This is a genomic window from Aurantiacibacter marinus (genome assembly GCF_001021555.1).
Lineage (GTDB): Bacteria > Pseudomonadota > Alphaproteobacteria > Sphingomonadales > Sphingomonadaceae > Alteraurantiacibacter > Alteraurantiacibacter marinus.
Window position 1 is genome coordinate 195,655 of the sequence record NZ_LDCP01000003.1, and the last position, 26,996, is coordinate 222,650.

Genomic DNA, 26,996 nt, shown 5'->3' on the forward strand with positions numbered 1-26,996 from the left:
ACCAAAGGACATCCTCCGTCATTCAATCCGGAGACCAGCGATGAATGATGTAACGGTGCCAGCGGATGACCGCTCTGTCTGGATAAAGATCTGGCAATTTCCGCTGGTCGTCATGGTGGCAGGCGTCGGTCTTTTCGCTGCCGCCGCTGCTGCCGGCGGCGCATTTTTGAATTATGTGATCTATCCCAATTTCGAAGGTCCGATTGAGGACGTTCTTTCCGTAGCGATCATCGTTCTAATAACCGGCCTGTCCTACAAGCTTCTCATTCGCAGGCTCGGCCGCAAGAAACATGACGATCTGCCGTTCGATATGCGTGCGGTCCGCGATACGGCAGTGGGTTTCGGCATCGGCGGGTTGCTTATTTCGATCTGCGTGGGCCTCGCTGCGCTGGCAGGTGTTTATCGCCTTACCGGAATGGACGGCTTTGCAGACGCCGTTGAAATCATCTTCTGGTTCGGGATTTATGCCGGCTTTTTTGAAGAGCTGGTGATGCGCGGCATCATCCTGCGCTGGATCGAGGAATTTGCCGGAAGCTGGATTGCCCTTGCGCTCAGTGCGCTGATCTTCGGTTTCCTGCATGCCGGAAACGACAATGCAACCTTCTTCAGCTCGCTGGCGATTTCCATAGAAGCCGGGATATTGCTGGGCGCGGCCTACATGCTCACTCGCTCGCTTTGGCTCGCGATTGGCGTTCACGCCGGTTGGAACGTGGTGCAGGCACTGTGGGACATTCCCGTATCCGGCAACCCGACCGAAGGCCCTGTCGCTGCGACACTGGAAGGTCACTGGTTGCTGGCTGGCGGCGGCTTCGGTCTGGAGGCGACGATCTTTGCGCTGGTCGTCGCAACAGGCGCAGGCATCTGGATGCTGGTGCTGGCCCATCGGCGAGGAAAGATCGTAAAGCCGATGTGGAGCCGCAAAGGCACCGAAATCACCGCCTACTGATACATCAGGCTGAATGCACCGGTGGCAACACCGAACAGGACCAGGCCGCCGACGATCCACGGGCCAAGATTACGTTCGCGCACCTTTTCAATGTAGCGGGACACGACGGAGTCATTGCGTTTGTCGGTCGCGGCCCAGACAATCAGCGCAATCCACAGTGCAAACGACAGGAGAGCGAGTGGAGATAGTTTGGCAATGGTTCGCAGATCGGGATGCTTGCGCCCCCAGGCGATGGCGACGGGAATTGCGCAGAACAGCAGCAGCACCCCGACCGCTATGACGAGCACGATAATCTGAAATTCTGTCATGGAAGGCCAGCCGCTTTCTTAATCGTCCCGCGCCCAACCCTTGGCCGCAGGTTTCAGCGTATCGAGGAAAGCCTCTGCACTGTCGAGATAGTCGCGCTGCTTGTCCTTGCCCATTCTGTCCCAGGTGGAATAGATGCGCCCGATCCGATGGTTCTGTTCCAGCCGGTCCCGGTGGCGGTCCATGAAATGCCAGTATAGCGGATTGAACGGGCAAGCCCCTTCGCCGGTCTTCTTGCTGACAGAATACCTGCATTCCTTGCAGTAATTGCTCATCTTGTTGATGTAATTCCCGCTTGCCGCGTAAGGCTTGCTCGCCAGCTTTCCGCCATCGGCATACAGCACCATCGCGGCCACGTTGGGCAGCTCGACCCATTCGTAAGCATCGGCATAGACAGCCAGGTACCAGTCCTGCACTTCGCGCGGGTTGCAGCCTGCCAGCAGCGCGAAATTACCCAGCACCATCAGCCGCTGGATGTGGTGGGCGTGGGCATTATCATGAGTGGAGCGGATGGAATCGGACAGGCACCGCATGTCGGTTTCGCCGGTCCAGTAAAACTCCGGCAGGCCGCGCTGGGCGTTCAGCGCGTTATCGCTTTCCAGCCCCGGCATGAAATACCAGTAGAAGCCGCGCACATATTCACGCCAGCCGATGATCTGGCGTATGAAACCTTCGACACTATTAAGCGGCGCTTTGCCGTCTTGGTAGGCTGCCTCCGCGCGCTGACACAGGTCCAGCGGATCGAGCAGGCCGAGATTGATGCTGGTGGACAGCATGGAATGCCACAGATCGTCCTCACCATAGACCATGGCATCCTGATAATCGCCGAATTTGGCCAGGCGCTGCGCGAAGAAGGTTTCGGCAGTTTCCTCCGCCTGTTCGCGTGTGACGGGCCATTCGAAGCGGTCTAGCGAGCCAAAGTGGTCGCTGAACTTTTCCTCCACCAGCTCCATAACTTGGCGGGTGATCGCGTCCGGTTCGAACAAGGGGCGCTGGGGCGCGTCCATTTCGCCCTTTGGAGGCTTGCGGTTTTCCTTGTCGAGGTTCCACTGGCCGCCAACGGGCTTGTCGTCATTTTCTATCAGCAGTCCGGTCTTGCGGCGCATTTCACGGTAGAAATATTCCATGCGGAAAGTGTCGCGGCCTTCCGCCCATTCGCGGAATTCAGCGATGCTGGCGATGAAACGATCGTCGGGCAGGATTTCGACTTCGCAATCAAATTTGTCCGGCCATTCCTCGATGGCCTGCTGGACCCGCCATTCGCCCGCTTCGACGATGTGGATGGCGCGCGGGCTATGCCGTTCGGCAGCGCGCGCGACTTCACCGGTAAAGCTGCCAGCGTTACCGGCATCGGTCAGTTCGATGTAATCTACCTGCCAGCCGGCATCGCGCAAATCGGCAGCGAAATGGCGCATGGCGGAAAAGATCAGCGTGATCTTTTGCTTGTGATGTTTGACGTAGGTTGCCTCGTCCCAGACCTCCATCATCAGAATGACGGTATCGTCCTTTGCGCGGCCCCTTAACGATGCAAGATTGCGAGTCAGCTGATCGCCCAGGATCGGGACAAGAACCGGGCCGGGGGCATCACTGTTTTTGGAAGTCATGGACTGTCAACGTTCAAGCCGCTGGCTGGTGCCATGCGCTGGAGCCAAATGCGCGCGCCAGACGATAAGATCATCATCGCCTGGCGCACAGATTTGGACGTAAACCGCGCAGGGCAAGGAATGCCGGTCAGTCGACCTCGCAGCCGTATGCCTCGATATCGGCTTCGATTTCCTCGCGCTGGGCTTCTCTTGCAGCCTCGTCCAGATATTCACCAGGATGGTCCGGACGGAACAATTCAAGCAGAGGCTCGCGGTTGCCGGCATCAAACTCGTCAAACTTTTTACGGACCAGACATCTGTATCCGCTTTGGCCGTCGAGGAAGGATGCGCCAACCATCCGGGCTTCATCCGGACGCCCTTCTTCCAGCAGCATATAGACCAGCGCCTGACGCACGGTGTTGTCGTAGGGCGCATATCCGAACGCAGCTTCCAACGCCATTTTTGCCTGATCCGTCACCGTCTGGCTCTCATCCAGCGCATGGCTGAGGTAATAGCCGTAAAGCGGGTAGGCATGATCGGTTTCCATCCGGTTTGCTGCGGCAAAACGGGTTCGCGCAGCAGCGAAGTGCGATGCATCTGCGAACGAACGGCGCAGGGCCACATCGGCATAGTAATTGGCTGCTTCTGTGGATGCGGGATCAAGCGCCAGAACGCGCCCGGCAAGGCTTTCCGCCTCGTCGTAATTGCGCGCGTCAAACTCTGCCTCCACTGCCGTAAGCAGCACTGCCGCACTTTCCGGATATTCTTCCACCAGCCTGCGGGCATCGCGCACGATGCGGGTGGCCTCATCTTCATCCACACCGCGTTTCTGCACAATCATCAAATCCATGCGCGCGGCCTCCGCATCGTCCAACCGGCGAATGCTTACTTCGGGTTCGGCCTGGACGGAATAAGGGACACGAAGAATGCGCGAGGCACCCTGACGAAATTCTTCAAGCTCCTGACGCAGGACTTCAAGGTCGCCAAAGGCTGTTGCAGCCGCTTCCATGCGCGTCTGTCCTGCGCTGATCGCAGCCAGATAATTGCCCATCTGGCCGCGCCGGTCAGGATTCAGATTGAGGTGACTGGCAAGAAGCCAGCCATGGGCGTAGGTGCGCCCTGTAGTCTGGCGTGTTTGTCTGGCCGGCGGATCAAATGTATCTTGCAGATTGATCGAAATGGTCGAAAGCGCAAAGCTGCGGATGGACGGGACTTCGCCAATGACGAAATAATCGTCCTCGAATTCCAGGGTCGAAAACAGTTCCGCGAAACCTTCGCTATACCAGAGCGGGTAGGGCGCATCGCCATGCTGGAACATGAAATAATGGACGTATTCATGGAACAGCGTGGCTTTCGGGTCGAGCATCAGGTCGGAATCGACCCGCGCTGACGCGCTGCGCACACGCTGCTGGTTTTGGCGCCTTGGAACGAATGCAACCGATCCGGACGCGCGGCCGATGAAAAAGCCGCCGACACCGCTGTTTCCGGCGCCCGTAGCCAAAACAGCCATGTCGCGCGTTTCGCCAAAGCGGAAAACGGTGACCTTGCTGGATTCCGGCAAACTGCCGTCATCAGGGCCGATCCCGGTCATCAGGCGCAAGACCTCGTCCAGTCTCTCCAGATCCTGGACGAATTCGCGCGTATCGCTTTCCGAATCTTCAGAATAGACGATGAAATGCCGTGTCTCGGCACGGTACCAGTCGGCAGCTGCAGCCGGAATCGCGGCAAGCACAGCAACAGCCGCGATGAATGATGAAAGCAAACGCATTGAATGATCTCCAGTCCTGCCGTCCCTTCTATGTAAGAATTCCGGCGGTTTCAATACGCTGAAATTCAATCCAGATTCGGCCGCAGCCAACGTTCTGCAACGGACAATTCCATGCCGCGCCGTGCCGCATAATCTTCCAATTGATCGCGGCCAATCCGCGCCACGCCAAAATAGCTCGCGTCAGGGTGGCCGAAATACATGCCGCTAACCGCACTGGTCGGCAGCATGGCGCAGCTTTCTGTCAGCACCAGACCGGCATTGCCCTCTGCATCCAGCAGATCGAACAAGGTCGGTTTTAACGAGTGATCGGGGCAGGCAGGGTAGCCCGGAGCAGGGCGGATGCCCGCGTAAGTTTCGCGAATCAGGTCGGCATTGGTCAGGTCTTCGTCAGGCGCATAACCCCAAAGGTCGGTGCGAACATGCTGATGCAGCCGTTCCGCCAAGGCTTCTGCAAAACGGTCTGCCAGCGCCTTTAGCAGGATATCGGAATAGTCGTCCGTATCCGCCTGAAAGCGTTCCAGATGCGGCTCTATGCCGTGGATGCCAACGCCGAAGCCGCCGATCCAGTCGCCTGCCGGATCGATGAAGTCAGCAAGGCTGTAATTCGCACGGTCGCGGCTTTTCGCAACCTGTTGGCGCAGCATGGGAAGCAGAGTGCCATCGTCCAGCCGCAGATCATCGCCTTCGCGCTTGCATGGCCAGAAACCGCATACGGCCTTGGCGGTCAGCCATTTTTCGCTGATGATCTGTTCCAGCATCGCATCGGCATCGGCCTTCAGCGACCGGGCGCTTTCGCCAACGATCTCGTCTTCCAGAATGGCGGGGTAATTGCCTGCCAGTTCCCAACTGCGGAAGAAGGGCGTCCAGTCGAACACCTCCACCAGATCAGCGAGGTCCCAATTGTCGAACACATGCACACCGGGCTTGGCCGGAGCGGAGGGCTTCTTGGCAAAATCAGCTTTGAAACCTTTGGCGCGGGCTTCCTCCAAAGACAGCAGCTTGCTTTGCTTTGCGCCTGCGCGCTTGTCCCGCATCACCTGATATTCGTCTGCCGTATCGTGGACGAGTGCGTCCTTCTGCGTGTCCGACAGCAGCTTGCTGGCCACACCAACGGCGCGGCTGGCGTCGAGCACGTGAATGACGGGGCCTTCATATGCGGTGTCAATTTTCAATGCCGTATGCAGACGGCTGGTGGTCGCGCCGCCGATGAGCAGCGGAATGTCCATTTCAAGCCGCTGCATTTCCTCTGCAACGGTCACCATTTCATCCAGCGAGGGTGTGATGAGGCCGGACAGCCCGATAATATCGACCTGCTCCTGCTTGGCCGTTTCAAGGATTTTGGACCACGGCACCATCACGCCAAGGTCGATCACTTCATAGCCATTACATTGCAGCACAACGCCGACGATATTCTTGCCGATATCGTGCACATCGCCCTTTACTGTCGCCATGATGATCCTGCCCTTGGGCTTGGCGCCTTCCTCTTTCTCGGCTTCGATAAAGGGGATGAGATGGGCGACAGCTTTCTTCATCACGCGGGCAGATTTCACCACTTGGGGCAGGAACATCTTGCCGCTGCCAAACAGATCGCCAACCACGTTCATGCCGTCCATCAACGGGCCTTCGATGACCTCGATAGGACGGGCTGCGGACTGGCGCGCTTCCTCGGTGTCTTCCACCACATGCGCGTCGATCCCTTTGACGAGCGCATATTCCAGCCGCTTGGTGACGGAGAGGGAGCGCCACTCAGCGGCTTCCTTCTCTTCGCGGGCAGAGGTGTCGCGGTAGCTTTCGGCCAGATCGACCAGCCGTTCGGCCGCATCGGGATGGCGGGCAAGGATCACATCCTCACACAGCTCGCGCAAGGTGGGGTCGATGGTGTCGTACACATCAAGCTGGCCCGCGTTGACGATAGCCATGTCAAGGCCAGCGGGAATGGCGTGGTAGAGGAACACGGAATGCATCGCGCGGCGCACCGTTTCATTGCCGCGGAAGCTGAAGGAGAGGTTGGAAAGGCCGCCGGATGTCTTCGCATGCGGGCAGCGCGCCTTGATCTCTGTCAGAGCTTCCAGAAAATCGAGCCCGTAACGGTCATGTTCGGCAATGCCGGTGGCGACGGCGAAGATGTTGGGATCGAAGATGATGTCTTCGGGCGCAAAGCCATCTGCAGTCAGCACTTTGTAGGCGCGCTCGCAAATCTCGACCTTGCGTTCCTTGCTGTCCGCCTGCCCGGTTTCATCAAACGCCATCACCACTACCGCAGCGCCGTAATCGCGGCATTTGCGGGCTTGTTCGAGGAACTGCTCCTCGCCTTCCTTCATGCTGATCGAATTAACGATCGGCTTGCCGGATACGCATTTCAGGCCCGCTTCGATCACTTCCCATTTGGAACTGTCGATCATGATCGGGACGCGGGCAATATCAGGCTCTGCCGCGATCAGATTGAGGAAGGTGGTCATGGCCTCGACCGCGTCCAGCAGCCCTTCATCCATGTTGATGTCGATCACCTGCGCGCCGTTTTCGACCTGCTGGCGCGCGACCTCCACGGCAGTCGCATAATCGCCACCCATGATGAGCTTCTTGAACCGGGCAGAGCCGGTGACATTGGTGCGCTCGCCAATATTGACGAAATTTGCAGCGGTTGAGGTGTTGGTCATATTCTTTTCTGAAATCTTGGGGGTGTCAGGCTGCAATCGTGAAGGGCTCAAGGCCCGCCAGCCGCATCTTGGTGATCTTTTCCGGGATGGTGCGCGGGGTCACGCCTTCCACACGCTGCGCCATTGCCGCGATATGGTCCGGGGTGGAGCCGCAGCAGCCGCCGATGATATTGACACGGCCATTGTCCGCCCATTCGCCGACAAGTCCGGCGGTGGTTTCGGGCTGCTCGTCATATTCGCCAAGTTCGTTGGGCAGGCCTGCATTGGGGTACACCATCAGCAGCGTATCGGCGACGCCGGAAAGGTGCTGCACATGCGGGCGAAGCTGATCCGCGCCGAAGCTGCAATTGAGGCCGATGGTGACGGGGTTTGCGTGGCGCACCGCATTCCAGAACGCCTCTACCGTGTGGCCCGACAGATTGCGGCCCGACAGATCGGTAAGCGTCATGGACAGCATGATCGGAACATCGCGGCCCAGCTTTTTGGACAGCTGGCGCACTGCCATGATTCCGGCCTTGGCGTTCAGCGTATCAAAGATCGTTTCGATCAGAATGAAATCAGCGCCGCCTTCAACCAGAGCGTCTGCCTGATCGAGATAGACGCCGGTGAGGTAGTCGAAAGTAATCTCGCGGTAGCCGGGATCTTCGACCTGCGGGCTGAGCGAGAGCGTCTTGTTGGTTGGCCCGATGGCCCCTGCAACAAAGCGTGGCTTGCCATCCCTGGCCGCAAATTCATCGGCCAGTTCGCGCGCGATCCGGGCTGAAGCGATGTTGATATCGCGCACCAAGGATTCCGCCGCATAATCAGCCTGACTGATAACGTTGGCGGAGAAGGTGTTGGTGGAAACGATATCCGATCCGGCTTCAAGATAGGCGCGGGTGATGTCTGCAATGACATCGGGCCGGGTGAGGGCTAGAATGTCGTTATTGCCCTTCTGGTCAGCCTTGAGGCCGAGGTCGCCAGCGAAATCCTCTTCCGACAATTTGCGGTTCTGGATTTGCGTGCCGAATGCACCGTCCGACACCAGAATGCGCTGCGCTGCTTCATGCAGCAATTGATCGCGGGCGCTCATGATTTTTTCTCCATCGGCCCACGTTCGACAGGGCGACGCCCGAGCATGTGGCAGATCGCATAGGCCAGATCGGCGCGGTTGAGGGTGTAGAAGTGGAACTGGCGCACACCGCCGGCATACAGGCGGCGGCAAAGCTCTGCCGCGATGGTCGCGGCGACCAGCTGGCGGGCGGCAGGACGTTCATCCAGCCCTTCGAACAATCCGTCCATCCAATCAGGAATGACGGCGCCGCATTGTCCGGCAAACTTGCGCGCCTGCGCCACATTGGTGACGGGCAGAATTCCCGGCACCATCGGCGCGTGGATGCCAGCTGCGCGGCATTTGTCGGTGAAGTCGAAGAATACTTCCGGCGCAAAGAAGAACTGGCTGATGCCGCGCGTTGCGCCCGCATCGATCTTGCGCTTCAGATTGTCGAGATCGGATTGCGGGCACTGCGCATCGGGATGCGTTTCGGGATAGGCGGCGACGGAGATTTCGAAATCGGCGACTTCCTTCAGACCGCTGACCAGTTCAGCTGCATTGGCGTAGCCTTCGGGGTGCGGCACGAAAGGTGCGCCGGGTTCACCGGCATCGCCGCGCAGCGCCACGATATGGCGCACGCCCGCTTCCCAATACGCCTCTGCAATGGCGCGTGTTTCAGCCTTGCTGGCATCAACGCAGGTCAAGTGAGCGGCTGCGGGGATGCCAGCCTCCTTGATAAGGCGCGCTACTGTGTTGTGCGTGCGTTCACGGGTGGAGCCGCCCGCACCATAGGTCACACTGACAAATTCTGGCGCAAGCGGGGCAAGTTCCTGCACGGCTTCCCACAATTTCTCTTCCATCTTGTCGGTCTTGGGCGGGAAGAATTCAAAGCTGACGGCAATGTCCCCCGGCAATCCACTGAAAAGCGGAGTGTCTCGCGCAGTGCGCTTTTCCTGAACGGGATCAAGGCAATCGGGGGCTTGCACGCTCATGAGGCGGCCTTTCGTGAGTCGGGGGCAAAGGAGGGGTGGGTCAGCCGTGTGGCCGCCCAGATTTTTACGGTGATTTCGCGCCCGGGCACTTCGACAGGCGCGGCGGGTTTGAACCCCGCTTCAGTGAGCATTTTTTCCATACCGGCATCGGCAAAGCCAAGCCGTGCATGGGCATGGCGTTCACGCAGTTCGTCACGGTCATGGCGCGCCAGATCGACAATCGCGATCCGCCCGCCCGGGCGCGTGACGCGTGCAGCTTCTTTCAAGGCAAGCGCCGGATCCTGCGCGAAATGCAACACCTGATGCAGCAGTACAGTATCGAAATGGTGTGCGGGAAACGGCAGGTTGGTGAAATCGCCTTGCTGCAATTCCACCTTGTCCGGGCCAAGCGCATGAAGACGGGCGCGGGCGACCCGCAGCATGTCCAGGCTCTTGTCCAGAGCCACGATGTGAGTTGCAAGCGGCGCGAGCAGTTCGGCAATACGGCCGGTTCCGGTTCCGATATCGAGCAAGCGGCCCGGCGGCTTGTCTGCCAGCACACGAAGCAGCGCCTGCTCGCAGGCCTTTTCCGGCCCGTGGACTTCGCGCAAAGTGTCCCATTCATCTGCATGCAGAGCGAAATAGCGGTCTGCCTCTTTTTCGCGGGCCGCGCGGATGGTGGAAAGTCGCTGGCGGTCAGTATCAGCATGTCCGGCGAAGACCTCGTCTTCACGCTCCGCCAGCGCCAGAAGCCGGGCGATGGCGTCATACATGGGGGACGGCGTGGCTTCGCGCAGGAACACCGAATTGCCTTCACGCCGCCGCTCAACCAGTCCGGCATCAACAAGCCGGGCAACATGCTGCGAAACGCGCGGCTGGCTTTGGCCCAGCACCTGGGCAATTTCCCCGACCGACAATTCCATCTGCGCAACCAGACGCATCACGCGAAGGCGCGACGCATCGGACAGGGCGCGAAAGGCGTGCTCTAATTGCATGATCACATAAGCATATAACGAAATTGTTATATTGCTAGGATAAATGCGGTTTCTTTTGCAACCAGTTGACCCCTAACTTGCCAAGCTTTCAGACAAAAGAATATGGATCGATATCAACGCCGACCCGCACTCCCGGCGGGTGATCGACTTGGGACAGCCACTGGCGGATTACCTTCTGCAACTGCGCGGATCGCCGCGCGTTGAGCAGCAACCGGTAGCGGTACCGGTTGCGCAGCAGGGCGAGCGGGGCAGGCGCTGGACCAAGGATCATCACATCGTCCAGATTGGGACGTGTATCGCCGATGCGATTGGCAGCCATGCGGGCCTCTGCATCGTCCTCGCTCGACACGATAATCGCGGCCCAGCGCCCGAAAGGCGGGGCACCGGCGCTGCGCCGCGCCTCCGTTTCAGCTTCATAGAAGGCATCGCGGTCGCCCGCCTCCAGCGCCGCGATCACGGGCGCTTCGGGGTGGCGCGTCTGGATCAGCACTTCGCCCGCTTTCGCCCCCCGGCCGGCGCGGCCTGCGACCTGTGCGACTTGTTGGTAGGTGCGTTCGGCGGCGCGCAAATCTCCGCCTTCAAGCCCAAGATCGGCATCGATCACGCCGACCAGTGTCAATTCCGGAAAGTGGAAGCCCTTGGTGACAAGCTGCGTGCCGACGATAACGTCGATCGCGCCGCCTTCTGCCATGGCCACAAACTCCGCAGCCTTCTCCGGCGAATTCAGCGTATCGGACGTGACCAGCGCGACCCGTGCATCGGGCAGGATTTCGGCAACTTCATCGGCAATGCGCTCCACGCCGGGGCCGCAGGCGACAAGGCAATCGGGCTCTCCGCATTCAGGGCAGGTTTCCGGCGGCGCGGTTTCATGGCCGCAATGGTGGCAGGCCAGACGTTTGCTAAGGCGATGTTCGACCAGCCATGCGCTGCAGTTGGGGCATTTGAAGCGGAAGCCGCAATTGCGGCACAGCGTCAGCGGAGCATAGCCGCGGCGGTTGAGGAACAGCAGCGATTGCTCGCCGCGCTCCAGCCGTTCCACCATGGCCTGGCGCAATGGCGCGGATATCCACGCGCCTCTGCCCGGTTGCTCTTCCGTCAGATTGATCAGGTGAATGGCAGGCATGGTCGCGCCGCCAAAACGGCTGGGCAGCACCAGTTTTTCGTAAATGCCGGTGTCCGCCATATGCAGACTTTCCAGCGCCGGTGTCGCACTGGCGAGGACCACGGGGATTTTCTCGAAATGACCGCGCATCACGGCCACATCGCGGGCGTTGTAACGCACGCCGTCTTCCTGCTTGAAGCTGATTTCATGCGCTTCATCGACCACGATCAGGCCCAGATTGGCATAAGGCAGGAACAGCGCCGAGCGTGCGCCGACCACAACCTGCGCCTCTCCGCTGGCAATCGCCCGCCATGCGCGGCGGCGTTCGGTGGATTTCAGGCTGGAATGCCACGTGATCGGAGCAGCGCCAAAGCGGGCTTCAAAGCGGCTCAGGAATGCTTCGGTAAGCGCGATTTCGGGCAGCAGGACCAGCACCTGCCGGTCATTCTTCAGCGCGCGTGCCACGGCTTCGAAATAGGTTTCGGTCTTGCCTGATCCGGTCACTCCGTCGAGCAGGATGGGCGCAAATTCCTCTTGCTCCACCGCTTCCACCAGCCGTGCGGAAACTTCGGCCTGAAATTTGTTGAGGTCGGGCGCATTGTGATCGTGCCGGGCGCGGGGATAGGGCCGGTCAACATCGACTTCGACAGGTTCCAGAACACCCTGGTTGACGAGGCCGCGAAGAACTGCCTCGGAAACACCCGCCAGCCCGGCCAATTCGCGGATCGTGGCCTGTTCACCTTCCAGCGCCCCGAAGGCACGTTCGCGCTGCGGTGTCATCCGCTCCGGCAGTCCTCCGGACAGGCGATACTCCGTCATCGTGGCAGGACCGCGCAGGGCCCCCCCGCTGGAGATAACCATGCGGGCGACGCCTGCGAGCGAGGCGATGTAATATTCCGCTGTCCATTCGATCAAACGCCGCAGTTCGGCGGTAATCGGAGGTACATCAACCACAGCCAATAAAGGCCGCAGTTTAGATTCAGGTACCGGAGAACTGGGCAGACTGGCTTCTTCCCACACGATTCCCATGATCTGCCTTGGCCCCAGCGGCGCGACAACGATGCTGCCGTATTCCACCGTCATGCCTGCAGGCACGCGGTAGTCCAGCGGGCCGAGCGCGGCATTCATGATCAGGAGCCGGGCTCTGGTGGAAGGCATCGGGGTAACTGGCATCGACAGCTATATGGGCGCTGGGCTATCCACGCGGCAAGAACAAGGAGTCGCATTATGACCAAATTCACTGAAATATCCGCCAATTCCTCGGCCGAAACCGTGCTTGACCGCCGCAAATTCCTTGCCGGAATTGGCGCTGGTGGCGCTTTGCTGGCGTTACCTGGCTGCGAAAGCCTTGGCGGGTTCAGCATGGTCGATGCGGTGCGCCGCTTGCTGTATCTTTCCAGCGAACGGGCTTTTACGCGCCTTACTGCTCCGGGCGGTTTCTGGGATCAGCAAGTTGCGCAGATCGGCCTGTCCAACATGCTCGGGACACGCGGCGGCATAGTCAGCAGCATCCTGACATCCACCATTTTCAAAGACCGGCTGGAAGATGCCTTTGCCGATATCGCCGTTGAAGGCGCTGAACGCGCCGCCCCGATCGTGACCGATGCTGTGCGCCTGATCGGCATCCAGAACGCCATCGCGCTGATCAATGGCGGGCCGACCGCTGCAACCGGTTTCCTGCGTGAAAGCATGGGAACTACGCTGGTCGAAGCCATGGTGCCCGAACTGGGGCAGGCGATGCGCATCGCCAGCGAACCGCTGGTGGGTGAATTGCTGGCTGGCCTTACCGGCATCAACATATCCGGCGTCGCGCAGAACATCTCTACCACTGTGGACAATGCCATCTGGTCGGAAATGGGCGTTGAGGAATCGGCCATCCGTGCCAATCCCCGCGCTACCAATGATCCGTTGCTCATCGGTGTGCTGGGTGCGGGGCGCCTGCTTTAACGGTTCCGGATTGCGCCCAAGGATACAGCCCATTGCCCCCTTGCGCGCTGCGGCCCGTGCTTTAGGCAGCGCGGCATATGTCTGACGAATCTCCTCTCGACCGTTTCAAGCAGGCCCTGACCGGGGCCGCGCGTGCCATTGCGCGCGATGCGGAGGTGGAGGTAGGCTTCACCGCCGATGCCGCGTCCGAACAGGGCAAGACTGTCCGCGTGCCCATGCCATCGCGCAGTATCACCGCGGCAGAGGCGGAAGAGGCACGCGGCTTTGCCGACAGTTTCGCTCTGCGCCTGCGCCACCACAATCCCGGGTTGCACATGCGCCACCGCCCGCAGGATGCTGATGCGCGGGCCTGCTATGATGCGATCGAGCGCGCACGGTATGAAGCGCTGGGCGAGACCGAATTTGCCGGTATGCGCGAAAATATGGCCGCGATGCAGGAACGCCGCGTGGCCGGGAGCGCGATTGCCCGTGCGCAGACCAGCGACGACGTGCCGCTGCACACCGCGCTTGGCCTGATGCTGCGGGAGCAGCTTACCGGCCAGCCGATCCCGGATGCGGCGCGTAGCGGTGTGGATATGGTTCGCGAATATATCGAAAGCCGCACCGGCGACGATTTCGAACAATTGTCCGACGTGCTGACTGACCAGCGCGCTTTCCAGAAAGCCAGCCTCGATATGCTGCGCCACCTCGACATGGTGCCAGCCGAAATGGAGCCGGAAGACGGCCTCGATCTGGACGATAACGAGAACGATACGGGCGAGGAAGACAAGCCCGAGGACGAGCAGGGCGAAGGCGCGGATAGCGACCAGCCAGAAGCCCGCGCCGAAGGTGCCGAGGGCGAGGAAGGCGAAGGCGAGGAGCAGGACGAGGCCACCGGCGATGAAAATCTGGCCGAGGGCGAGCCGGGCGATGACGGCGAAGAATTCATGCTGCCCCAGCGCCGCAACGCGCCGTGGCAGGACCTGCCCGACAGTTTCGAATACAAGGCCTACACCACCGAATTTGACGAGATCGTGGAAGCGACCGAGCTTTGCGATACCGAAGAACTCACCCGCCTGCGCGCCTATCTCGACAGCCAACTGGCCGGATTGCAGTCAGTTGTCACGCGGCTGGCGAACCGGCTGCAACGCCGCCTGATGGCGCAGCAGAACCGCAGCTGGGATTTCGATCAGGAAGAAGGCCTGATCGATGCCGCGCGGCTTGCGCGGATCGTCACCAGCCCCGGTCATTCACTCAGCTACAAGGTGGAGCAGGAGCAGGACTTCAAGGACACGGTCGTCACGCTGCTGATCGACAATTCCGGCTCCATGCGCGGGCGGCCCATCTCCATCGCCGCGATCAGCGCGGATATTCTGGCGCGGACACTGGAACGCTGCGGCGTGAAGGTGGAAATCCTCGGCTTTACCACGCGCGCGTGGAAGGGCGGGCAGGGGCGTGAGAAATGGCTGGCCAATGGCCGCCCGCCCAATCCCGGCCGCCTCAACGATTTGCGGCACATAATCTACAAGAAGGCGGACGAACCCATGCGCCGCGCGCGCCGCAGCCTCGGCCTGATGATGCGCGAAGGGCTGCTGAAAGAAAACATCGACGGGGAGGCGCTGCTGTGGGCTCACGAACGCCTGCTTTCCCGCGCCGAAGACCGCCGTATCCTGATGGTGATTTCAGACGGCGCACCGGTGGACGATTCAACACTCAGCGTGAACAGCGCAGGCTATCTTGAAGGCCATTTGCGCAAGGTAATCGAGTGGATCGAAAAGTCCTCCCCCGTGCAGCTGGTGGCAATCGGTATCGGCCACGATGTGACGCGCTATTACCGCCGCGCGGTCACGATTATGGACGCAGAACAGCTTGGCGGGACGATTATCGAGCAGCTTGCGGATTTGTTCGACGAGGAGTAGACCTACCCTGATAATTCAATGATTTACAGGGGAAGCTATGCGGAAATTTTGGATTGCGGGCACGCTGATCGCGATGCTGGTTTTTGGCTGGTATCTCGGATCTCCATATCTTGCGATGAATGATCTTCGAGCGGCGGCAGAATCTGGCGATCAGGCTGAGTTGGAGAATTCGATTGATTTTCCGCAGGTTCGCGAATCCTTGAAGAGCGAATTTCGCGCTTCTCTGGCAGCCAAAATTGTGAATTCAGAGGAACAGGACGGGCTTGAGGCGCTCGGCTCAATGTTTGCCATGGGTATGGTGGACACGATGGTGGATGGGCTCGTAACTCCTGAGGGGATGTCAGCACTGATTACCCGTGGGCGTCTCAACAGAGAAGAGGCTGATGGGGAGCAGGCAGAAGGTTTTTCTGATCAAGATTGGTCTTTGGAGCGCGAAGGATTTTCGAGCTTTCGCGCGACACCGTCTCTGAAATCCGGTGAGACACCTCCAACCCTAATCTTCGAGCGAGACGGATTGTCTTGGAGGTTAACTGCCATCGACATGCCGGCAGACGTGCTGGGTAATTGAAATTTCTGAATGCCGGCTGATAGACCGGACTTATCGCTGCAATTGAAGATACCATGAAAAAGCTCTTCTCCCTCCTGCTCCTCGTCGCCCTCATCATCGGCGGCTGGTATTTCGCGTCGCCGTGGCTCGCCATGAAAGGTCTGGCCGATGCAGCGAAGGCTGGGGATGTGGCGGAATTGGAGAGCCGTGTCGATTTCGATGCGCTCCGCGCTTCCGCCTCCGAACAGATCAACGAAGCCACGCAGCGCCAGCGCGGGCAGGGCGGCTTTCTGGGCGAAATAAGCGGCGCTGTGGTGGAGAGGGTGGGGCGCGAAGTCGCCAACCGCGCGCTCACCCCCGAAGCAGTCGGCACGATGGTTTCCAGCGGCGCGTTCGCTGCGGGCCTGCTGCCGGAACGGCTGCGCGGGCAGGAAATATCCTGGGATGTGGAGCGCGAAGGTCTGGAGAACTTCCGCGCCATTGGCACGTTCGAGGATGGCACAGCGGGACCGATCCTGATTTTCGCGCGGGACGGGCTGGGCTGGAAGCTGACCGGGTTTGAAATCGTCGAACCAAACGTCCCGCAGACAGATTACACTTTCTATTGAAGTCTGACCCGCGCTTGCACAGTTGATTCGCATGGCTGCTTCGCGCATCAGGCGCACGATGACTGACCTCAAGCTCTTCAATTCGCTCACCCGCCAGATCGAAACCTTCTCGCCAGTCCATGCAGGCGAGGCGCGGGTCTATACTTGTGGGCCGACGGTCTACAATTACCCCCATATCGGCAACATGCGCGCCTATGTGTTCGCGGACATTCTGGGCCGGACGCTGAGCTGGAAGGGATACAAGCTTACCCACATCATCAACATCACAGACGTGGGGCACCTGACCGATGATGCCGACGCGGGTGAGGACAAGATGGAAAAGATGGCGGCGGAGAAAGCGCAGTCGATCTGGGAGATCGCGCAGCATTATACCAAAGCGTACTGGGCCGATGTGAAGGCGCTGAATATCCGCCAGCCCGCCAAATGGTCGGTCGCCACGGACTATATCGAAGAAATGCTGGAGTTTGCGAAAAGCATTGCGGACAAGCACTGTTACGAATGCGAAACGGGCTTGTATTTCGACACCTCCACCGTCGCCGACTACGGGAAGCTCGCTCGCGCCGTTACCGAGGACGGGGAAGGCCGGATCGACACGGTCGAGGGCAAACGCCACGCTGCCGACTTCGCTATCTGGCGCAAGACCCCGCCGGGCGAAAAGCGGCAGATGGAATGGGATTCGCCGTGGGGCAAGGGCGCGCCGGGCTGGCATCTGGAATGCAGTGTGATGGGCGAGAAACTGCTCGGCTTCCCGTTCGATATTCATACCGGTGGCATCGACCACCGCGAAATCCATCACCCCAATGAAATCGCGCAAAATCAGGCGTTTTGCGGATGCGGTTCACTGGATGTGGCAAGTCATTCGGGCGCGAACATCTGGATGCACAACAACTTCCTGATCGAGCGATCGGGCAAGATGAGCAAGTCTTCGGGCGAATTCCTGCGGCTGCAATTGCTGATCGACAAGGGTTACCACCCGCTCGCCTACCGGATGATGTGCCTGCAGGCGCACTACCGCAGCGAACTGGAGTTTTCGTGGGAGGGGCTGGAGGCAGCACTCGTACGCTTGAAGCGGATCGTGATGATGGTTGAGCGCATGCCCGATTCCGAGACAGGCGATCCGTCACATCCCAAGTTTGCGCCGATGCGCGCCAAGTTTGCCGATGCCATGTCGGATGATCTCAACACCTCTATCGCGATCACTGCGCTGGAAGAGGCGCTGGCGGTGAAGAAGGTTGATGCTGGCGTGAAGCGCGCTGTCATTGCGGAAATGGATGCCGTGCTCGGCCTCAACCTGTTCGGCATCACCCGCCATGATCTTCGCATCCGGCCCAAGTCTGCGACCATTACCGAGGCCGAAATCGAAGATGCTCTCGCGCGCCGCAAGGCTGCCAGGGCAGAGAAGGATTTCGCCACATCCGACGCGCTGCGTGACGAACTCACCGAAATAGGCGTAGAGGTGATGGACGGCGACCCGCTCGGGTGGGAGTGGAAGCTGACGTAATTTTTTACTGGGGGGATTAATACATGCCTGAAACAACCAAAGCATCAGACCTTTTCGTTCAATGTCTGGAGGCGGAAGGTGTCGAATACATCTTCGGTGTTCCGGGTGAGGAAAATCTCGACTTTCTCGAAAGCCTTTCTGATTCCAAGACGATAAAGCTGGTGCTGACACGGCATGAACAAGGCGCGGGCTTCATGGCTGCGACGTACGGGCGGCATACCGGCAAGACCGGCGTGTGCCTTGCAACGCTCGGCCCTGGTGCGACCAATCTGGTGACCGCAGGTGCCTACGCCCAGCTTGGCGGCATGCCGATGATGATGATCACCGGGCAAAAACCGATCAAGAAGAGCAAGCAGGGGCGTTTCCAGATCCTTGATGTGGTCGAGATGATGGGGCCGCTCACCAAATATGCGCATCAGCTGGCCGCGGGGGAGAACATTCCCAGCCGCATTCGCGAGGCATTCCGTCTGGCCGAGGAAGAAAAGCCCGGTGCAGTCCATATCGAATTCCCCGAAGATATAGCCGAAGAGCAATGCCATTCGCGGCCCATTCCGGCCTCCATCGCGCGCCGTCCCTCGGCAGAAGGCAAGGCCGTGCGGCAGGCGGTCGAGGCATTGGAAGGTGCCAGCCGCCCGGTATTGGTGATTGGCGCTGGCGCGAACCGCAAGATGACGGGCCGCATGTTGCGCCAGCTGATCGAAAAGACCGGCATCCCCTTTGTTACAACGCAGATGGGCAAGGGTGTGATCGACGAACGCCATCCGCTGTTCCTGGGATGCGCGGCATTGTCAGCCGGCGATTTCGTCCACCGCGCCATCGAAGCCGCAGATTGCATCGTTAATATCGGCCATGATGTAATCGAAAAGCCTCCGTTCTTCATGGAACGGGGCGGTGCCAAGGTGATCCACGTCTCCAGCAAGACGGCGGAAGTTGATCCGGTGTATTTCCCGCAAATCGAAGTGATCGGGGATATCGCCAACGCCATCTGGCAGATCAAGGAAGACATTGTTCCGCAGGGCAAATGGGACGCAGCTTCGCTGACGCAATATCGCCGCGCCGATGTTGAACATACGGAAAAGCTGGCCGCCGATGATCGCTTCCCGATCTTTCCGCCGCATCTGGTCAGCCAGGTGCGTGAATGCATGCCGGAAGATGGCATCATCTGCCTCGACAACGGCGTGTACAAGATCTGGTTTGCACGCGGTTTTACGGCCTATTTGCCCAACACCGTCCTGCTCGACAATGCGCTCGCCACCATGGGGGCAGGCCTGCCATCCGCGATGATGAGCGCGATGCTGTATCCCGAACGCAAGGTCATGGCGATCTGCGGTGACGGTGGCTTCATGATGAACAGTCAGGAGATGGAAACTGCGGTCCGGCTTGGCCTGAACATGACTGTACTGGTCCTGCGCGATGATGCCTACGGGATGATCCGCTGGAAGCAGGCGAACATGGGCTTCAAGGACTGGGGCCTGACGTATGGCAACCCGGATTTTGTCGCCTATGCAAACAGTTATGGCGCGACCGGCCACAGGGCAGAATCCAGCGCACATCTGGCGCAATTGCTGGCTCACTGCCGCGACACGCCGGGGGTCCATCTGATTGATTGCCCGGTCGATTATACCGAAAACGATCAGATTTTGAACAGTGACCTGAAGGAACTGAGCGCGGCGCTCTGATTTGATAGGGCAGGAGATTTTATGCCTCAGCTTAAAGACACATACCCGCTCTATCTCAACAACAAGGCCGTGCAGCCGAACACCGATCTGGAGGTGACCGACAAGTTCACCGGCAAGGTCGCATTTCGCACCGCGCTCGCCAGTCCGGAGATTATCGACCAGGCGATTGCCGGCGCAGTGCGCGCGGCAGAGCCAATGGCGCGCATGGCCAGTTATGAACGCAAAGCGGTGCTGGAACACTGCGTGAAGCGCTTCCGGGAGCGGTTTGACGAGCTTGCCTATGCTTTGTGCGTGGAGGCGGGGAAACCGATCAAGGATGCAGAGGGTGAAGTAACCCGGCTGATCGACACGTTCCAGATCGCCGCCGAGGAATCGACGCGCATGTATGGCGAGGTGATGCCGCTGGATATCAGCGCGCGCGCCAAGGGCTACCAGGCGATCTGGAAACGCTATCCGATCGGGCCGTGCAGCTTTATCTCGCCATTCAACTTCCCGCTCAATCTGGCGGCTCACAAAGTGGCGCCTGCGATTGCTGTGGGCTGCCCGTTCGTCATGAAGCCTGCCAGCAAGACACCGCTGGGCGCGATTATCATCGGTGAAGTTCTGGCCGAGACTGATTTGCCCGAAGGCGCGTTCAGCATTCTGCCTGCAAGCCGTGACGGGGCGGATCTGTTCACCGTGGACGAACGGTTGAAACTGCTCAGCTTCACCGGCTCACCGGCTGTGGGCTGGGACCTGAAGGCGCGCTGCGGCAAGAAAAAGGTCGTGCTGGAACTGGGCGGCAATGCTGCCGTAGTGGTGGACCGTGACGCCGATCTGGATGACGCGCTGGAGCGGATCGTTTTCGGTGCTTTTTACCAGTCCGGCCAAAGCTGCATCGGCGTACAGCGCATCCTCATCCATGAAGAAGTCTACGATACTTTCCGCGATATGCTGGTCGAAAAGACCAGGACGCTGAAATCCGGCGATCCGAAAGACCGCGACACATTCATCGGCCCGATGATTTCGGAAGGCGAGGCCAAGCGCCTGAAGGGCTGGATCGACGAGGCGGTGGACGGCGGCGCTACGCTGCTTTGCGGCGGCGGGCTGGACGGCAATATGCTGGAGGCGACGCTGCTGGAAGGCGTAGATAAGGACGCCCGCGCCATCAATGATGAGGCCTTCGGCCCGCTTGCCATCCTCCAGCGTTTCGCCACTATGGACGAGGCGCTGGAAGAGGTGAACCGGAGCACCTTTGGCCTACAGGCGGGCATCTTCACCCGTGATCTGTTCGCCATGTTCGATGCGTGGGACAGGCTGGAAGTGGGCGGTATCGTCATCAACGATGTGCCCAGCTACCGCGTGGATAACATGCCGTATGGCGGCGTGAAGGATTCAGGTCTTGGCCGCGAAGGCGTGAAGTTTGCGATGGAAGACATGACCGAGATCCGCAATCTGGTAGTGCGGCGGACCTAACCCTCCTCCAGCACCAAAATCTCAACCGTCACCACCATGCGCTGCGGCTCCAGCGTGTGGTCCACCTGCGTGATTGCCGCATCAGCCACCAACTGGCCGGGGATAGCGAATTCGTGTTCCGGCAAGAAGACGATGAAGCATTCACCTGCTTCCACCGCCTCGGCACCAGCGAATTCCAATTCTACGCGGTGACGTGCCCCGGCAAAGGTTATGCTGGCCCAGCTCTTTTCGCTGTGGCTGAGGATGTGGGCCTTGCCATTTGCAAGCGATAGCAGCGCCTCGGCCAGCTTTTCGCGCGGGCCCTTCCGCTGGCGGGGGGGCTTCTTGGCGGAGGGCCTTGCAAGTGGCTGGCGATCAATACGCATTGGTCATCTCCCGGTATTTGTTCATGAAATGTTCCACCCGTTGCTCTGTTTGAGGGCGGGGCGTGCGGCCATTGCGCAGATCGAGCACGAAGCGCGGATCATGTGCGGCAAGGCGACCAAACTTGGTCGGCGGCATTCTGGTGTGGCGCAGGAAGACTTCGATCTTGCGGATGAGCATTTGGCGACCCTCAGTTTGCATTGTGAACCTTCGATCCCGCGACTCGGCATCGACTCGATGGATGTAAAACAGCGCCTGAAATCCTACTTGTCTAGGAAAAATACATCGTGTAGGAAGGATTTGTTCATTATGTAGGGAATTGACCATGGACGCACGAGAGAGATTGGCAGAGGCCGTCCGCGCAAAAGGTAGCAGCCTGGCGGCTCTTTCCCGCATGATCGGCCGTAATGGCACTTATCTTCAGCAGTATATCACGAAGGGAAGCCCGCGAAAGCTGGAGGAGGATGACCGGCGCAAACTGGCGCAATTCCTCGGTCTGGATGAATCGGAGCTCGGTGCGTCGCAGGAAAATTCCTACGTAAAGCCTGCTAGCCGCGACTGGATCGACGTTCCGCGGCTTGAAGTGGATGCATCGGCCGGCCCGGGCGCAACCCCTGCGCAGGAACAAGCCTTTGACGCCTTCCGCTTTTCTCGCCGCTGGCTGACAGAGCAAGGTTTGGACGGAGCGCAGCTTTCGGCGATCCGCGTAGTCGGCGATTCGATGGAACCGTTGCTGCGCGAAGGCGATGAAGTGCTGGTCGACCGCCGAAGCCAACCCTTCCGCGACGGCATCCATGTGGTGCGCATGGACGACAGTCTGCTGGTCAAACGTGTGGCGAACCAGGGGGCAGGGCGATTTTCACTGCTCAGCCAAAACCTCTCCTATCCGCCGATACAGGTAAAGGCAGAGGATCTGAACGTGATTGGCCGCGTGGTCTGGAAAAGTGGGCGGGTTTAGGCCCAGCCGGCCTGCCGGAGCGCGTGGCCATCGTTCCAGATCTTTGTCATATGGCTGATCTTCCCGCCGTTGAATTTAATGTAATAGCAGTAATCTGAAACGACTGACTTGCCGGTAGGTGGTACAGGGCCGCCTTCTCCGGTGTGGGTGGCATGGAACACTGCTGCGGCGGAAATCGCATCACGCTCTTCGTCGACTCCAAATGCAAGCATTTCATAGCGCGCGTCGGGCATGACTTGGACGATATCCGTCATCCAGTCTGCGTATGCCTGCAGTGACTTCACTTCGCCGAGCGCATCGGCTTGCGCGCTGAAGCTCGCATCGTCGTGGCACCACTGCTTGCAGACTGTCCAACCCTTGCCGGTTTCGCAGGCGTCAAAAAAGGCGAGCGCGTTTTCTTTGATTGTCATAATTCCCCCCGGAAGTGCCGGCCGCTCCATCGCAGCCGAACCGGGCAACCTTGGCTGGAAGTAAGGCGCACGTCCAGCTATCTTCTTCAGGATCAGGGCGTCAGCTTGAAGCCCGTGTGGCTGGGTGCAAATCCCAGCCGCTCATAAAACCGATGCGCGTCACTGCGCCTCTGGTCGCTTGTCAGCTGTACGATCCCGCAGCCGCGATCCTTGCAAGCGGCAATCGCCCAGCGCATCATAGCCTCGCCAATGCCTTGTCCGCGCGCATCGGGCAGGACGCGCACGCTCTCGATCTGGCCGCGCCATGCGCCGCGCCGTGAAATGCCGGGAATGAAACTGAGTTGAAAGCTGGCGACCGCCGTTCCACCTTTCTCCACGATATACAGCGCGTGATTCGGGTCGGCGGTGATTGCCTGGAATGCCTCCAATGCCTGCGCCTGCTGGTCCGGCAGCAAGGGATCGCGCGCCGCGCCGATTTCATCCGCCGCCGAAAGCGCGTCAAGGAAAGGCAAGTCGGCTTCCTCCGCCGATCGATAGCTCAGGTCACTCATGGCCGCGTTTCTACGCTTGCAAGCCTTGGCCGTCACCGCCAATTAGTCTGACATGACCAAGCAATCTCCTATCCGCGCCGCCATTATCCCCGTCACACCGTTCCAGCAGAATTGTTCACTGGTGTGGTGCACAAAGACGATGCGTGGCGCGCTGGTCGATCCGGGCGGAGAATTGGAGAAGCTGAAGGAGGCCGTCGCCAAGGCTGGGGTCACGCTGGAGAAAATCCTGCTCACTCACGGCCATGCTGATCATTGCGGGCAGGCAGGAATGCTGGCGGAGGAGCTGGGCCTGCCGATCGAAGGCCCGCATGAGGCGGATCGGTTCTGGATCAGCCGGCTGGACGAGGACGGCCCGCGTTTCGGGATGCAATGTGCGGTTTTTGAACCGACCCGCTGGCTGAAGGACGGAGACACGGTCAGCTTTGGCGAAGTCACGCTGGAGGTCATCCATTGCCCCGGCCACACGCCGGGCCATGTCGTGTTCTTCAGCCGGGAGGCGAATTTTGCCTTTGTGGGCGATGTGATCTTTCAGGGCAGCATCGGGCGCACCGATTTCCCGATGAGCGATCACCAGTCATTGCTTGATGCGATCACGCAAAAGCTCTGGCCGCTGGGTGACGGGGTGACGTTTGTCCCCGGGCACGGCGCGACCAGCACTTTTGGTCAGGAACGCAAGACCAATCCCTTCGTCGGCGATGCAGTGATGGCAAGAACTTGAGGCAGCGCGGTTAGATCACGCCGAATGAGACAAGGCTTGCAGAAATAGCCAGCACCAGCAGCGTCAACAGAGTGACGATTGTGCCGAACTGGCGGCCCTTATGCGGGTAATCGTGATCCATACCTATTCCGTGCGCTACGCGGCCTGCGAGGAAGATGATCGCGACTATTTTCAGCCACATACCGCCAGCTTCTGCCAATTCGATCACCAGCGCGAGTGCGATAACGAACGGCGCGCTCTCCACGAAATTCAGCTGACCGCGCATCCGGCGCGCGAGCAGTTCGTTTTCCCCGCTGCCATGCAGAACTTTTTCGGCGATGCGCACACGTCCTATACGGATCATATGCCAGATGGTGAGCAGGGCGGCCCCCCCGGCCAATAAAGTGGTGGCTGGTAATATCATCGTGCGGCCTTTCTGAAAACGACACCGAAGCGGACTTATGCACGGGCCTTTGGAAGCAATTGTCTGTTTACGGCGCTACAGTCAGTCGGCAACGCTTGCAAACCCGCAAAATCCAAGTATAGCGCGGTCCTTCGCCGTATTCGAGGTATCCCTACTTCACCGCGCTTGCGTGGCAGCAGGGCATGTCCTAGGTCGGTATCCGAACAGTTTAGACACGAATTCAAGGAACAGGTGCCGCAATGGCTGTCCCTAAAAGAAAAGTTTCGCCGCATCGCCGGGGCAATCGCCGGTCGCATGATTCGCTGAAGGTTGAGGCATTCCATGAATGTTCCAACTGTGGTGAACTGAAGCGTCCGCACATGTTGTGCAATGCGTGTGGCCACTACAATGGCCGTCAGGTCATTGAGCCCAAAGGTCTTTAAGACTTCCGGCCAGGATAAGGAATTTTGCGCATGAGCCTTCCGCGTATCGCCATTGATGCGATGGGCGGAGATGAGGGCGTGCGTGTAATGGTGCACGGCGCGGCCATGGCCCGTCGTCGCCACGACAAATTCTCGTTTCTGCTGGTGGGCGATGAAGCGCAGATCAAGTCTGCTCTGGAAGAACATCCCAATCTGCGCGGTGCGTCCGAAATCCTCCATTGCGAGGGTGTGGTCGAAGGCGACGAAAAACCAAGCCGCGCCATCCGCCGTGCCAAGACGACCAGCATGGGCCTCGCCATCGAAGCTGTGAAAAACGGTGATTGCGGTGCTGCGGTCAGTGCAGGCAACACCGGCGCGCTGATGGCGATGGGCAAGATTGCCCTGCGCACAATGCCCGGAATTGACCGGCCAGCTCTTGCCGGCCTCATGCCGACGTTGCTGGAAGACGACGTGGTCATGCTGGACCTGGGCGCGAACACCGATTGCGATGCCCGCAATCTGGTGCAATTTGCGATTATGGGCGCAGCCTACTCCCGCATCGTGACCGGCAAGGCAGCACCCCGCGTGCGGCTGCTCAATATCGGCACGGAAAGCATCAAGGGCACAGATGATCTGCGCCAGGCAAGCCAGCGTTTGCAGGACGCCACCGGCCTCGCCATGCAGTTCGATGGTTTTATCGAAGCCGACAAGATCAATCGCGGCGAAGTTGATGTGGTGGTGACCGATGGGTTCTCCGGCAACATCGCGCTCAAAGCCATCGAAGGTTCGGCGCGTTTCGTGACTGACCTGCTCCGCACAGCATTCACCAGTTCCCTGCGCTCTAAGATCGGCTTTCTTGTCTCGCGCCCGGCGACCGAATTGCTGAAACATCATCTCGATCCGAACAACCATAATGGCGGGGTGTTTCTTGGCCTGAACGGCGTGATTGTGAAATCGCATGGCAGCGCCAACGCCCAGGGCGTGGGCAATGCAGTGGACGTGGCTGCGCGCCTGCTGGAAGACAACATTACCCAGCGCATCATGGCAGATTTGGCCGAAGTCGAAGCCGAAATGAATGGCAACGCCCAAGGTGCTTCCAGTCCCGACGCAGGTGGCGGGCCGTCCAAATGATCCGTACCGTTGTGACCGGAAGCGGTTCTGCCTTGCCCAGAAACCGCGTTACAAACGCTGATCTGGCGGAAAAGGTGGACACCAGCGACGAATGGATCCGCGAACGAACGGGGATTACACAGCGCTATATCGCCAGCGATGATGAAACGACCGGCTCGCTCGCCACGGCAGCAGCGCAAGCCGCGATGGAAAACGCAGGCTGCACGATCGCCGATATCGACCTGATTGTACTGGCCACCGCCACGCCTGATCGCACCTTCCCCGCGACTGCGACCACCGTTCAAAATGCGCTTGGCGGGAAGGGCTTTCCAGCCTTTGACATCGCCGCTGTTTGTTCGGGCTTTCTGTACGCCCTTGCCGCAGCGGACGCGATGATCCGTTCCGGCATGGCGACACGTGCCATAGTCATCGGGGCAGAAACTTTCAGCCGCATTCTCGACTGGGAAGACCGCACAACATGCGTATTGTTCGGTGACGGGGCAGGGGCTTTCATCGTAGAGGCGCAGGACGTGGCCGAAGACGGTCCGGGCCTGCTCGCCACGAAATTGCATGCGGATGGCGCGCATGGCAATCTGCTGTATGTCGACGGCGGCCCATCAACCACGGGCGACGTTGGCAAACTGCGGATGAAAGGGCGTGAGGTCTTCCGCCACGCAGTTGGCAATCTGGCAGAAGTGCTGCGCGAAGTGCTGGCCGATGCTGGTTTCGAACCGGCCGACATAGATTGGGTTGTGCCGCATCAGGCAAATGCCCGCATTCTGGATGCAACGGCCCGCAAACTCGGCCTGCCGATGGAAAAAGTGGTGGTTACAGTAGATCAACACGCGAATACTTCTGCCGCATCCGTACCGCTGGCTTATGATGTGGCGCGGCGTGACGGGCGGATAAAGCAAGGCGATCTGGTTATGCTGGAAGCAATGGGTGGCGGTTTCACCTGGGGCGCCACTCTTTTGCGGGCGTAGGAATTTTCCCTAGGTTAAGACATTACATTCCTTGCCTTTGCCGTCATGAAAGTTCATAAATATAAAGTGGGCCGCGCAATATTGAGAGAGGGATCACCATGGA

26 protein-coding genes are annotated in these 26,996 nt (G+C 59.5%); 13 read left to right on the top strand and 13 right to left on the bottom strand.

Annotation, left to right across the window (positions count from 1 at the left end):
- The first annotated feature begins 40 nt into the window (after positions 1-40).
- Positions 41-946 carry a CPBP family intramembrane glutamic endopeptidase gene (locus tag AB731_RS10990; RefSeq protein WP_047094094.1) on the top strand — a complete coding sequence of 302 codons (906 nt, stop codon included), beginning with the start codon at positions 41-43 and terminating at the stop codon, positions 944-946.
- Here the strand turns inward: AB731_RS10990 and AB731_RS10995 are convergent.
- The 8 genes from AB731_RS10995 to AB731_RS11030 form a co-directional block, all read right to left on the bottom strand.
- On the bottom strand, positions 940-1,254 hold the full coding sequence (locus tag AB731_RS10995) for a superinfection immunity protein (protein WP_047094093.1): 315 nt from the start codon (positions 1,252-1,254) through the stop codon (positions 940-942). The genes AB731_RS10990 and AB731_RS10995 overlap by 7 nt on opposite strands.
- 18 nt (positions 1,255-1,272) lie before the next feature.
- A complete protein-coding gene (locus tag AB731_RS11000; RefSeq protein ID WP_047094092.1) occupies positions 1,273-2,856 on the bottom strand; it encodes a cryptochrome/photolyase family protein in 1,584 nt (527 codons plus the stop codon).
- Between the two features lie 127 nt (positions 2,857-2,983).
- Positions 2,984-4,603, bottom strand: coding sequence for a hypothetical protein (locus AB731_RS11005; RefSeq protein WP_047094091.1), 1,620 nt, complete (start codon positions 4,601-4,603; stop codon positions 2,984-2,986).
- Positions 4,604-4,668: 65 nt separating this feature from the next.
- The gene (metH, locus tag AB731_RS11010; protein WP_047094090.1) at positions 4,669-7,260 is read right to left on the bottom strand and encodes a methionine synthase; all 2,592 of its coding nucleotides are present in this window, start codon (positions 7,258-7,260) and stop codon (positions 4,669-4,671) included.
- Positions 7,261-7,285: 25 nt separating this feature from the next.
- Positions 7,286-8,332, bottom strand: coding sequence for a homocysteine S-methyltransferase family protein (locus AB731_RS11015; RefSeq protein ID WP_047094089.1), 1,047 nt, complete (start codon positions 8,330-8,332; stop codon positions 7,286-7,288).
- A complete protein-coding gene (metF, locus tag AB731_RS11020; RefSeq protein WP_047094088.1) occupies positions 8,329-9,285 on the bottom strand; it encodes a methylenetetrahydrofolate reductase [NAD(P)H] in 957 nt (318 codons plus the stop codon). Before metF ends, AB731_RS11015 begins: the two co-directional genes overlap by 4 nt.
- Positions 9,282-10,259: an ArsR/SmtB family transcription factor gene (locus AB731_RS11025; RefSeq protein WP_047094087.1), complete on the bottom strand. Its 978-nt coding sequence runs from the start codon at positions 10,257-10,259 to the stop codon at positions 9,282-9,284. The genes metF and AB731_RS11025 overlap by 4 nt, the downstream gene beginning before the upstream one ends.
- Positions 10,260-10,347: 88 nt before the next feature.
- Positions 10,348-12,534, bottom strand: a complete 2,187-nt coding sequence (locus AB731_RS11030) for a primosomal protein N' (RefSeq protein WP_231638927.1) — start codon at positions 12,532-12,534, stop codon at positions 10,348-10,350.
- A 54-nt stretch (positions 12,535-12,588) separates the two neighbouring features.
- On the opposite strand from AB731_RS11030, the gene AB731_RS11035 reads away from it, so the two are divergent.
- The 7 genes from AB731_RS11035 (at position 12,589) to AB731_RS11065 (ending at position 20,996) form a co-directional block, all read left to right on the top strand.
- Positions 12,589-13,308, top strand: a complete 720-nt coding sequence (locus tag AB731_RS11035; RefSeq protein WP_047094085.1) for a DUF4197 domain-containing protein — start codon at positions 12,589-12,591, stop codon at positions 13,306-13,308.
- 77 nt (positions 13,309-13,385) lie between these two features.
- Entirely contained in the window at positions 13,386-15,206 is a 1,821-nt protein-coding gene (cobT, locus tag AB731_RS11040; RefSeq protein ID WP_047094084.1) for a cobaltochelatase subunit CobT, read from the top strand.
- A gap of 73 nt (positions 15,207-15,279) precedes the next feature.
- Positions 15,280-15,774 carry a DUF2939 domain-containing protein gene (locus AB731_RS13695; RefSeq protein WP_162199481.1) on the top strand — a complete coding sequence of 165 codons (495 nt, stop codon included), beginning with the start codon at positions 15,280-15,282 and terminating at the stop codon, positions 15,772-15,774.
- Positions 15,775-15,827: 53 nt separating this feature from the next.
- On the top strand, positions 15,828-16,361 hold the full coding sequence (locus AB731_RS13700; RefSeq protein WP_052769026.1) for a DUF2939 domain-containing protein: 534 nt from the start codon (positions 15,828-15,830) through the stop codon (positions 16,359-16,361).
- Between the two features lie 58 nt (positions 16,362-16,419).
- Positions 16,420-17,862, top strand: a complete 1,443-nt coding sequence (gene cysS, locus AB731_RS11055; protein ID WP_047094272.1) for a cysteine--tRNA ligase — start codon at positions 16,420-16,422, stop codon at positions 17,860-17,862.
- A 23-nt stretch (positions 17,863-17,885) separates the two neighbouring features.
- The gene (locus AB731_RS11060; RefSeq protein WP_047094083.1) at positions 17,886-19,541 is read left to right on the top strand and encodes an acetolactate synthase large subunit; all 1,656 of its coding nucleotides are present in this window, start codon (positions 17,886-17,888) and stop codon (positions 19,539-19,541) included.
- Positions 19,542-19,562: 21 nt separating this feature from the next.
- Positions 19,563-20,996: an aldehyde dehydrogenase family protein gene (locus AB731_RS11065; protein WP_047094082.1), complete on the top strand. Its 1,434-nt coding sequence runs from the start codon at positions 19,563-19,565 to the stop codon at positions 20,994-20,996.
- On the opposite strand, the gene AB731_RS11070 is transcribed toward AB731_RS11065, so the two are convergent.
- Both AB731_RS11070 and AB731_RS11075 read right to left on the bottom strand, forming a co-directional pair.
- On the bottom strand, positions 20,993-21,361 hold the full coding sequence (locus AB731_RS11070) for a hypothetical protein (protein ID WP_047094081.1): 369 nt from the start codon (positions 21,359-21,361) through the stop codon (positions 20,993-20,995). The genes AB731_RS11065 and AB731_RS11070 overlap by 4 nt on opposite strands.
- Complete coding sequence (locus AB731_RS11075; protein ID WP_047094080.1) at positions 21,351-21,539, bottom strand: hypothetical protein; 189 nt, start codon at positions 21,537-21,539, stop codon at positions 21,351-21,353. Before AB731_RS11075 ends, AB731_RS11070 begins: the two co-directional genes overlap by 11 nt.
- Positions 21,540-21,684: 145 nt before the next feature.
- Between AB731_RS11075 and AB731_RS11080 the strand changes: the two genes are divergently transcribed.
- Positions 21,685-22,317: a LexA family transcriptional regulator gene (locus AB731_RS11080; RefSeq protein ID WP_047094079.1), complete on the top strand. Its 633-nt coding sequence runs from the start codon at positions 21,685-21,687 to the stop codon at positions 22,315-22,317.
- Here AB731_RS11080 and AB731_RS11085 read toward each other — a convergent pair.
- Together AB731_RS11085 and AB731_RS11090 are read right to left on the bottom strand one after the other, a co-directional pair.
- On the bottom strand, positions 22,314-22,727 hold the full coding sequence (locus AB731_RS11085) for an ester cyclase (RefSeq protein ID WP_047094078.1): 414 nt from the start codon (positions 22,725-22,727) through the stop codon (positions 22,314-22,316). The two genes, AB731_RS11080 and AB731_RS11085, sit on opposite strands and share 4 nt — an antisense overlap.
- A 92-nt stretch (positions 22,728-22,819) precedes the next feature.
- Positions 22,820-23,278, bottom strand: a complete 459-nt coding sequence (locus AB731_RS11090) for a GNAT family N-acetyltransferase (RefSeq protein ID WP_047094077.1) — start codon at positions 23,276-23,278, stop codon at positions 22,820-22,822.
- Between the two features lie 52 nt (positions 23,279-23,330).
- On the opposite strand from AB731_RS11090, the gene AB731_RS11095 reads away from it, so the two are divergent.
- A complete protein-coding gene (locus tag AB731_RS11095) occupies positions 23,331-23,996 on the top strand; it encodes an MBL fold metallo-hydrolase (RefSeq protein WP_269429532.1) in 666 nt (221 codons plus the stop codon).
- 10 nt (positions 23,997-24,006) lie between these two features.
- Here AB731_RS11095 and AB731_RS11100 read toward each other — a convergent pair whose 3' ends face one another.
- A complete protein-coding gene (locus AB731_RS11100) occupies positions 24,007-24,399 on the bottom strand; it encodes an MAPEG family protein (protein ID WP_047094076.1) in 393 nt (130 codons plus the stop codon).
- Between the two features lie 239 nt (positions 24,400-24,638).
- Here AB731_RS11100 and rpmF point away from each other — a divergent pair, with 239 nt between their 5' ends.
- Genes rpmF through AB731_RS11110 form a run of 3 tightly spaced genes read left to right on the top strand, consistent with a single transcriptional unit; the run spans position 24,639 to position 26,893 of the window.
- Entirely contained in the window at positions 24,639-24,821 is a 183-nt protein-coding gene (gene rpmF, locus AB731_RS13845; RefSeq protein ID WP_082126465.1) for a 50S ribosomal protein L32, read from the top strand.
- A gap of 30 nt (positions 24,822-24,851) precedes the next feature.
- A complete protein-coding gene (plsX, locus tag AB731_RS11105) occupies positions 24,852-25,931 on the top strand; it encodes a phosphate acyltransferase PlsX (protein ID WP_047094075.1) in 1,080 nt (359 codons plus the stop codon).
- Positions 25,928-26,893 carry a beta-ketoacyl-ACP synthase III gene (locus AB731_RS11110; RefSeq protein WP_047094074.1) on the top strand — a complete coding sequence of 322 codons (966 nt, stop codon included), beginning with the start codon at positions 25,928-25,930 and terminating at the stop codon, positions 26,891-26,893. The genes plsX and AB731_RS11110 overlap by 4 nt, the downstream gene beginning before the upstream one ends.
- Positions 26,894-26,996: the final 103 nt, after the last annotated feature.

What these genes read in the sequence shown, in the direction of transcription:
- AB731_RS10990 (WP_047094094.1), top strand. Translation starts at nt 41, where the DNA reads ATGAATGATGTAACGGTGCCAGCGGATGACCGCTCTGTCTGGATAAAG.
- AB731_RS10995 (WP_047094093.1), bottom strand. Translation starts at nt 1,254, where the DNA reads ATGACAGAATTTCAGATTATCGTGCTCGTCATAGCGGTCGGGGTGCTG.
- AB731_RS11000 (WP_047094092.1), bottom strand. Translation starts at nt 2,856, where the DNA reads ATGACTTCCAAAAACAGTGATGCCCCCGGCCCGGTTCTTGTCCCGATC.
- AB731_RS11005 (WP_047094091.1), bottom strand. Translation starts at nt 4,603, where the DNA reads ATGCGTTTGCTTTCATCATTCATCGCGGCTGTTGCTGTGCTTGCCGCG.
- metH (WP_047094090.1), bottom strand. Translation starts at nt 7,260, where the DNA reads ATGACCAACACCTCAACCGCTGCAAATTTCGTCAATATTGGCGAGCGC.
- AB731_RS11015 (WP_047094089.1), bottom strand. Translation starts at nt 8,332, where the DNA reads ATGAGCGCCCGCGATCAATTGCTGCATGAAGCAGCGCAGCGCATTCTG.
- metF (WP_047094088.1), bottom strand. Translation starts at nt 9,285, where the DNA reads ATGAGCGTGCAAGCCCCCGATTGCCTTGATCCCGTTCAGGAAAAGCGC.
- AB731_RS11025 (WP_047094087.1), bottom strand. Translation starts at nt 10,259, where the DNA reads ATGCAATTAGAGCACGCCTTTCGCGCCCTGTCCGATGCGTCGCGCCTT.
- AB731_RS11030 (WP_231638927.1), bottom strand. Translation starts at nt 12,534, where the DNA reads ATGCCAGTTACCCCGATGCCTTCCACCAGAGCCCGGCTCCTGATCATG.
- AB731_RS11035 (WP_047094085.1), top strand. Translation starts at nt 12,589, where the DNA reads ATGACCAAATTCACTGAAATATCCGCCAATTCCTCGGCCGAAACCGTG.
- cobT (WP_047094084.1), top strand. Translation starts at nt 13,386, where the DNA reads ATGTCTGACGAATCTCCTCTCGACCGTTTCAAGCAGGCCCTGACCGGG.
- AB731_RS13695 (WP_162199481.1), top strand. Translation starts at nt 15,280, where the DNA reads ATGCTGGTTTTTGGCTGGTATCTCGGATCTCCATATCTTGCGATGAAT.
- AB731_RS13700 (WP_052769026.1), top strand. Translation starts at nt 15,828, where the DNA reads ATGAAAAAGCTCTTCTCCCTCCTGCTCCTCGTCGCCCTCATCATCGGC.
- cysS (WP_047094272.1), top strand. Translation starts at nt 16,420, where the DNA reads ATGACTGACCTCAAGCTCTTCAATTCGCTCACCCGCCAGATCGAAACC.
- AB731_RS11060 (WP_047094083.1), top strand. Translation starts at nt 17,886, where the DNA reads ATGCCTGAAACAACCAAAGCATCAGACCTTTTCGTTCAATGTCTGGAG.
- AB731_RS11065 (WP_047094082.1), top strand. Translation starts at nt 19,563, where the DNA reads ATGCCTCAGCTTAAAGACACATACCCGCTCTATCTCAACAACAAGGCC.
- AB731_RS11070 (WP_047094081.1), bottom strand. Translation starts at nt 21,361, where the DNA reads ATGCGTATTGATCGCCAGCCACTTGCAAGGCCCTCCGCCAAGAAGCCC.
- AB731_RS11075 (WP_047094080.1), bottom strand. Translation starts at nt 21,539, where the DNA reads ATGCTCATCCGCAAGATCGAAGTCTTCCTGCGCCACACCAGAATGCCG.
- AB731_RS11080 (WP_047094079.1), top strand. Translation starts at nt 21,685, where the DNA reads ATGGACGCACGAGAGAGATTGGCAGAGGCCGTCCGCGCAAAAGGTAGC.
- AB731_RS11085 (WP_047094078.1), bottom strand. Translation starts at nt 22,727, where the DNA reads ATGACAATCAAAGAAAACGCGCTCGCCTTTTTTGACGCCTGCGAAACC.
- AB731_RS11090 (WP_047094077.1), bottom strand. Translation starts at nt 23,278, where the DNA reads ATGAGTGACCTGAGCTATCGATCGGCGGAGGAAGCCGACTTGCCTTTC.
- AB731_RS11095 (WP_269429532.1), top strand. Translation starts at nt 23,331, where the DNA reads ATGACCAAGCAATCTCCTATCCGCGCCGCCATTATCCCCGTCACACCG.
- AB731_RS11100 (WP_047094076.1), bottom strand. Translation starts at nt 24,399, where the DNA reads ATGATATTACCAGCCACCACTTTATTGGCCGGGGGGGCCGCCCTGCTC.
- rpmF (WP_082126465.1), top strand. Translation starts at nt 24,639, where the DNA reads ATGGCTGTCCCTAAAAGAAAAGTTTCGCCGCATCGCCGGGGCAATCGC.
- plsX (WP_047094075.1), top strand. Translation starts at nt 24,852, where the DNA reads ATGAGCCTTCCGCGTATCGCCATTGATGCGATGGGCGGAGATGAGGGC.
- AB731_RS11110 (WP_047094074.1), top strand. Translation starts at nt 25,928, where the DNA reads ATGATCCGTACCGTTGTGACCGGAAGCGGTTCTGCCTTGCCCAGAAAC.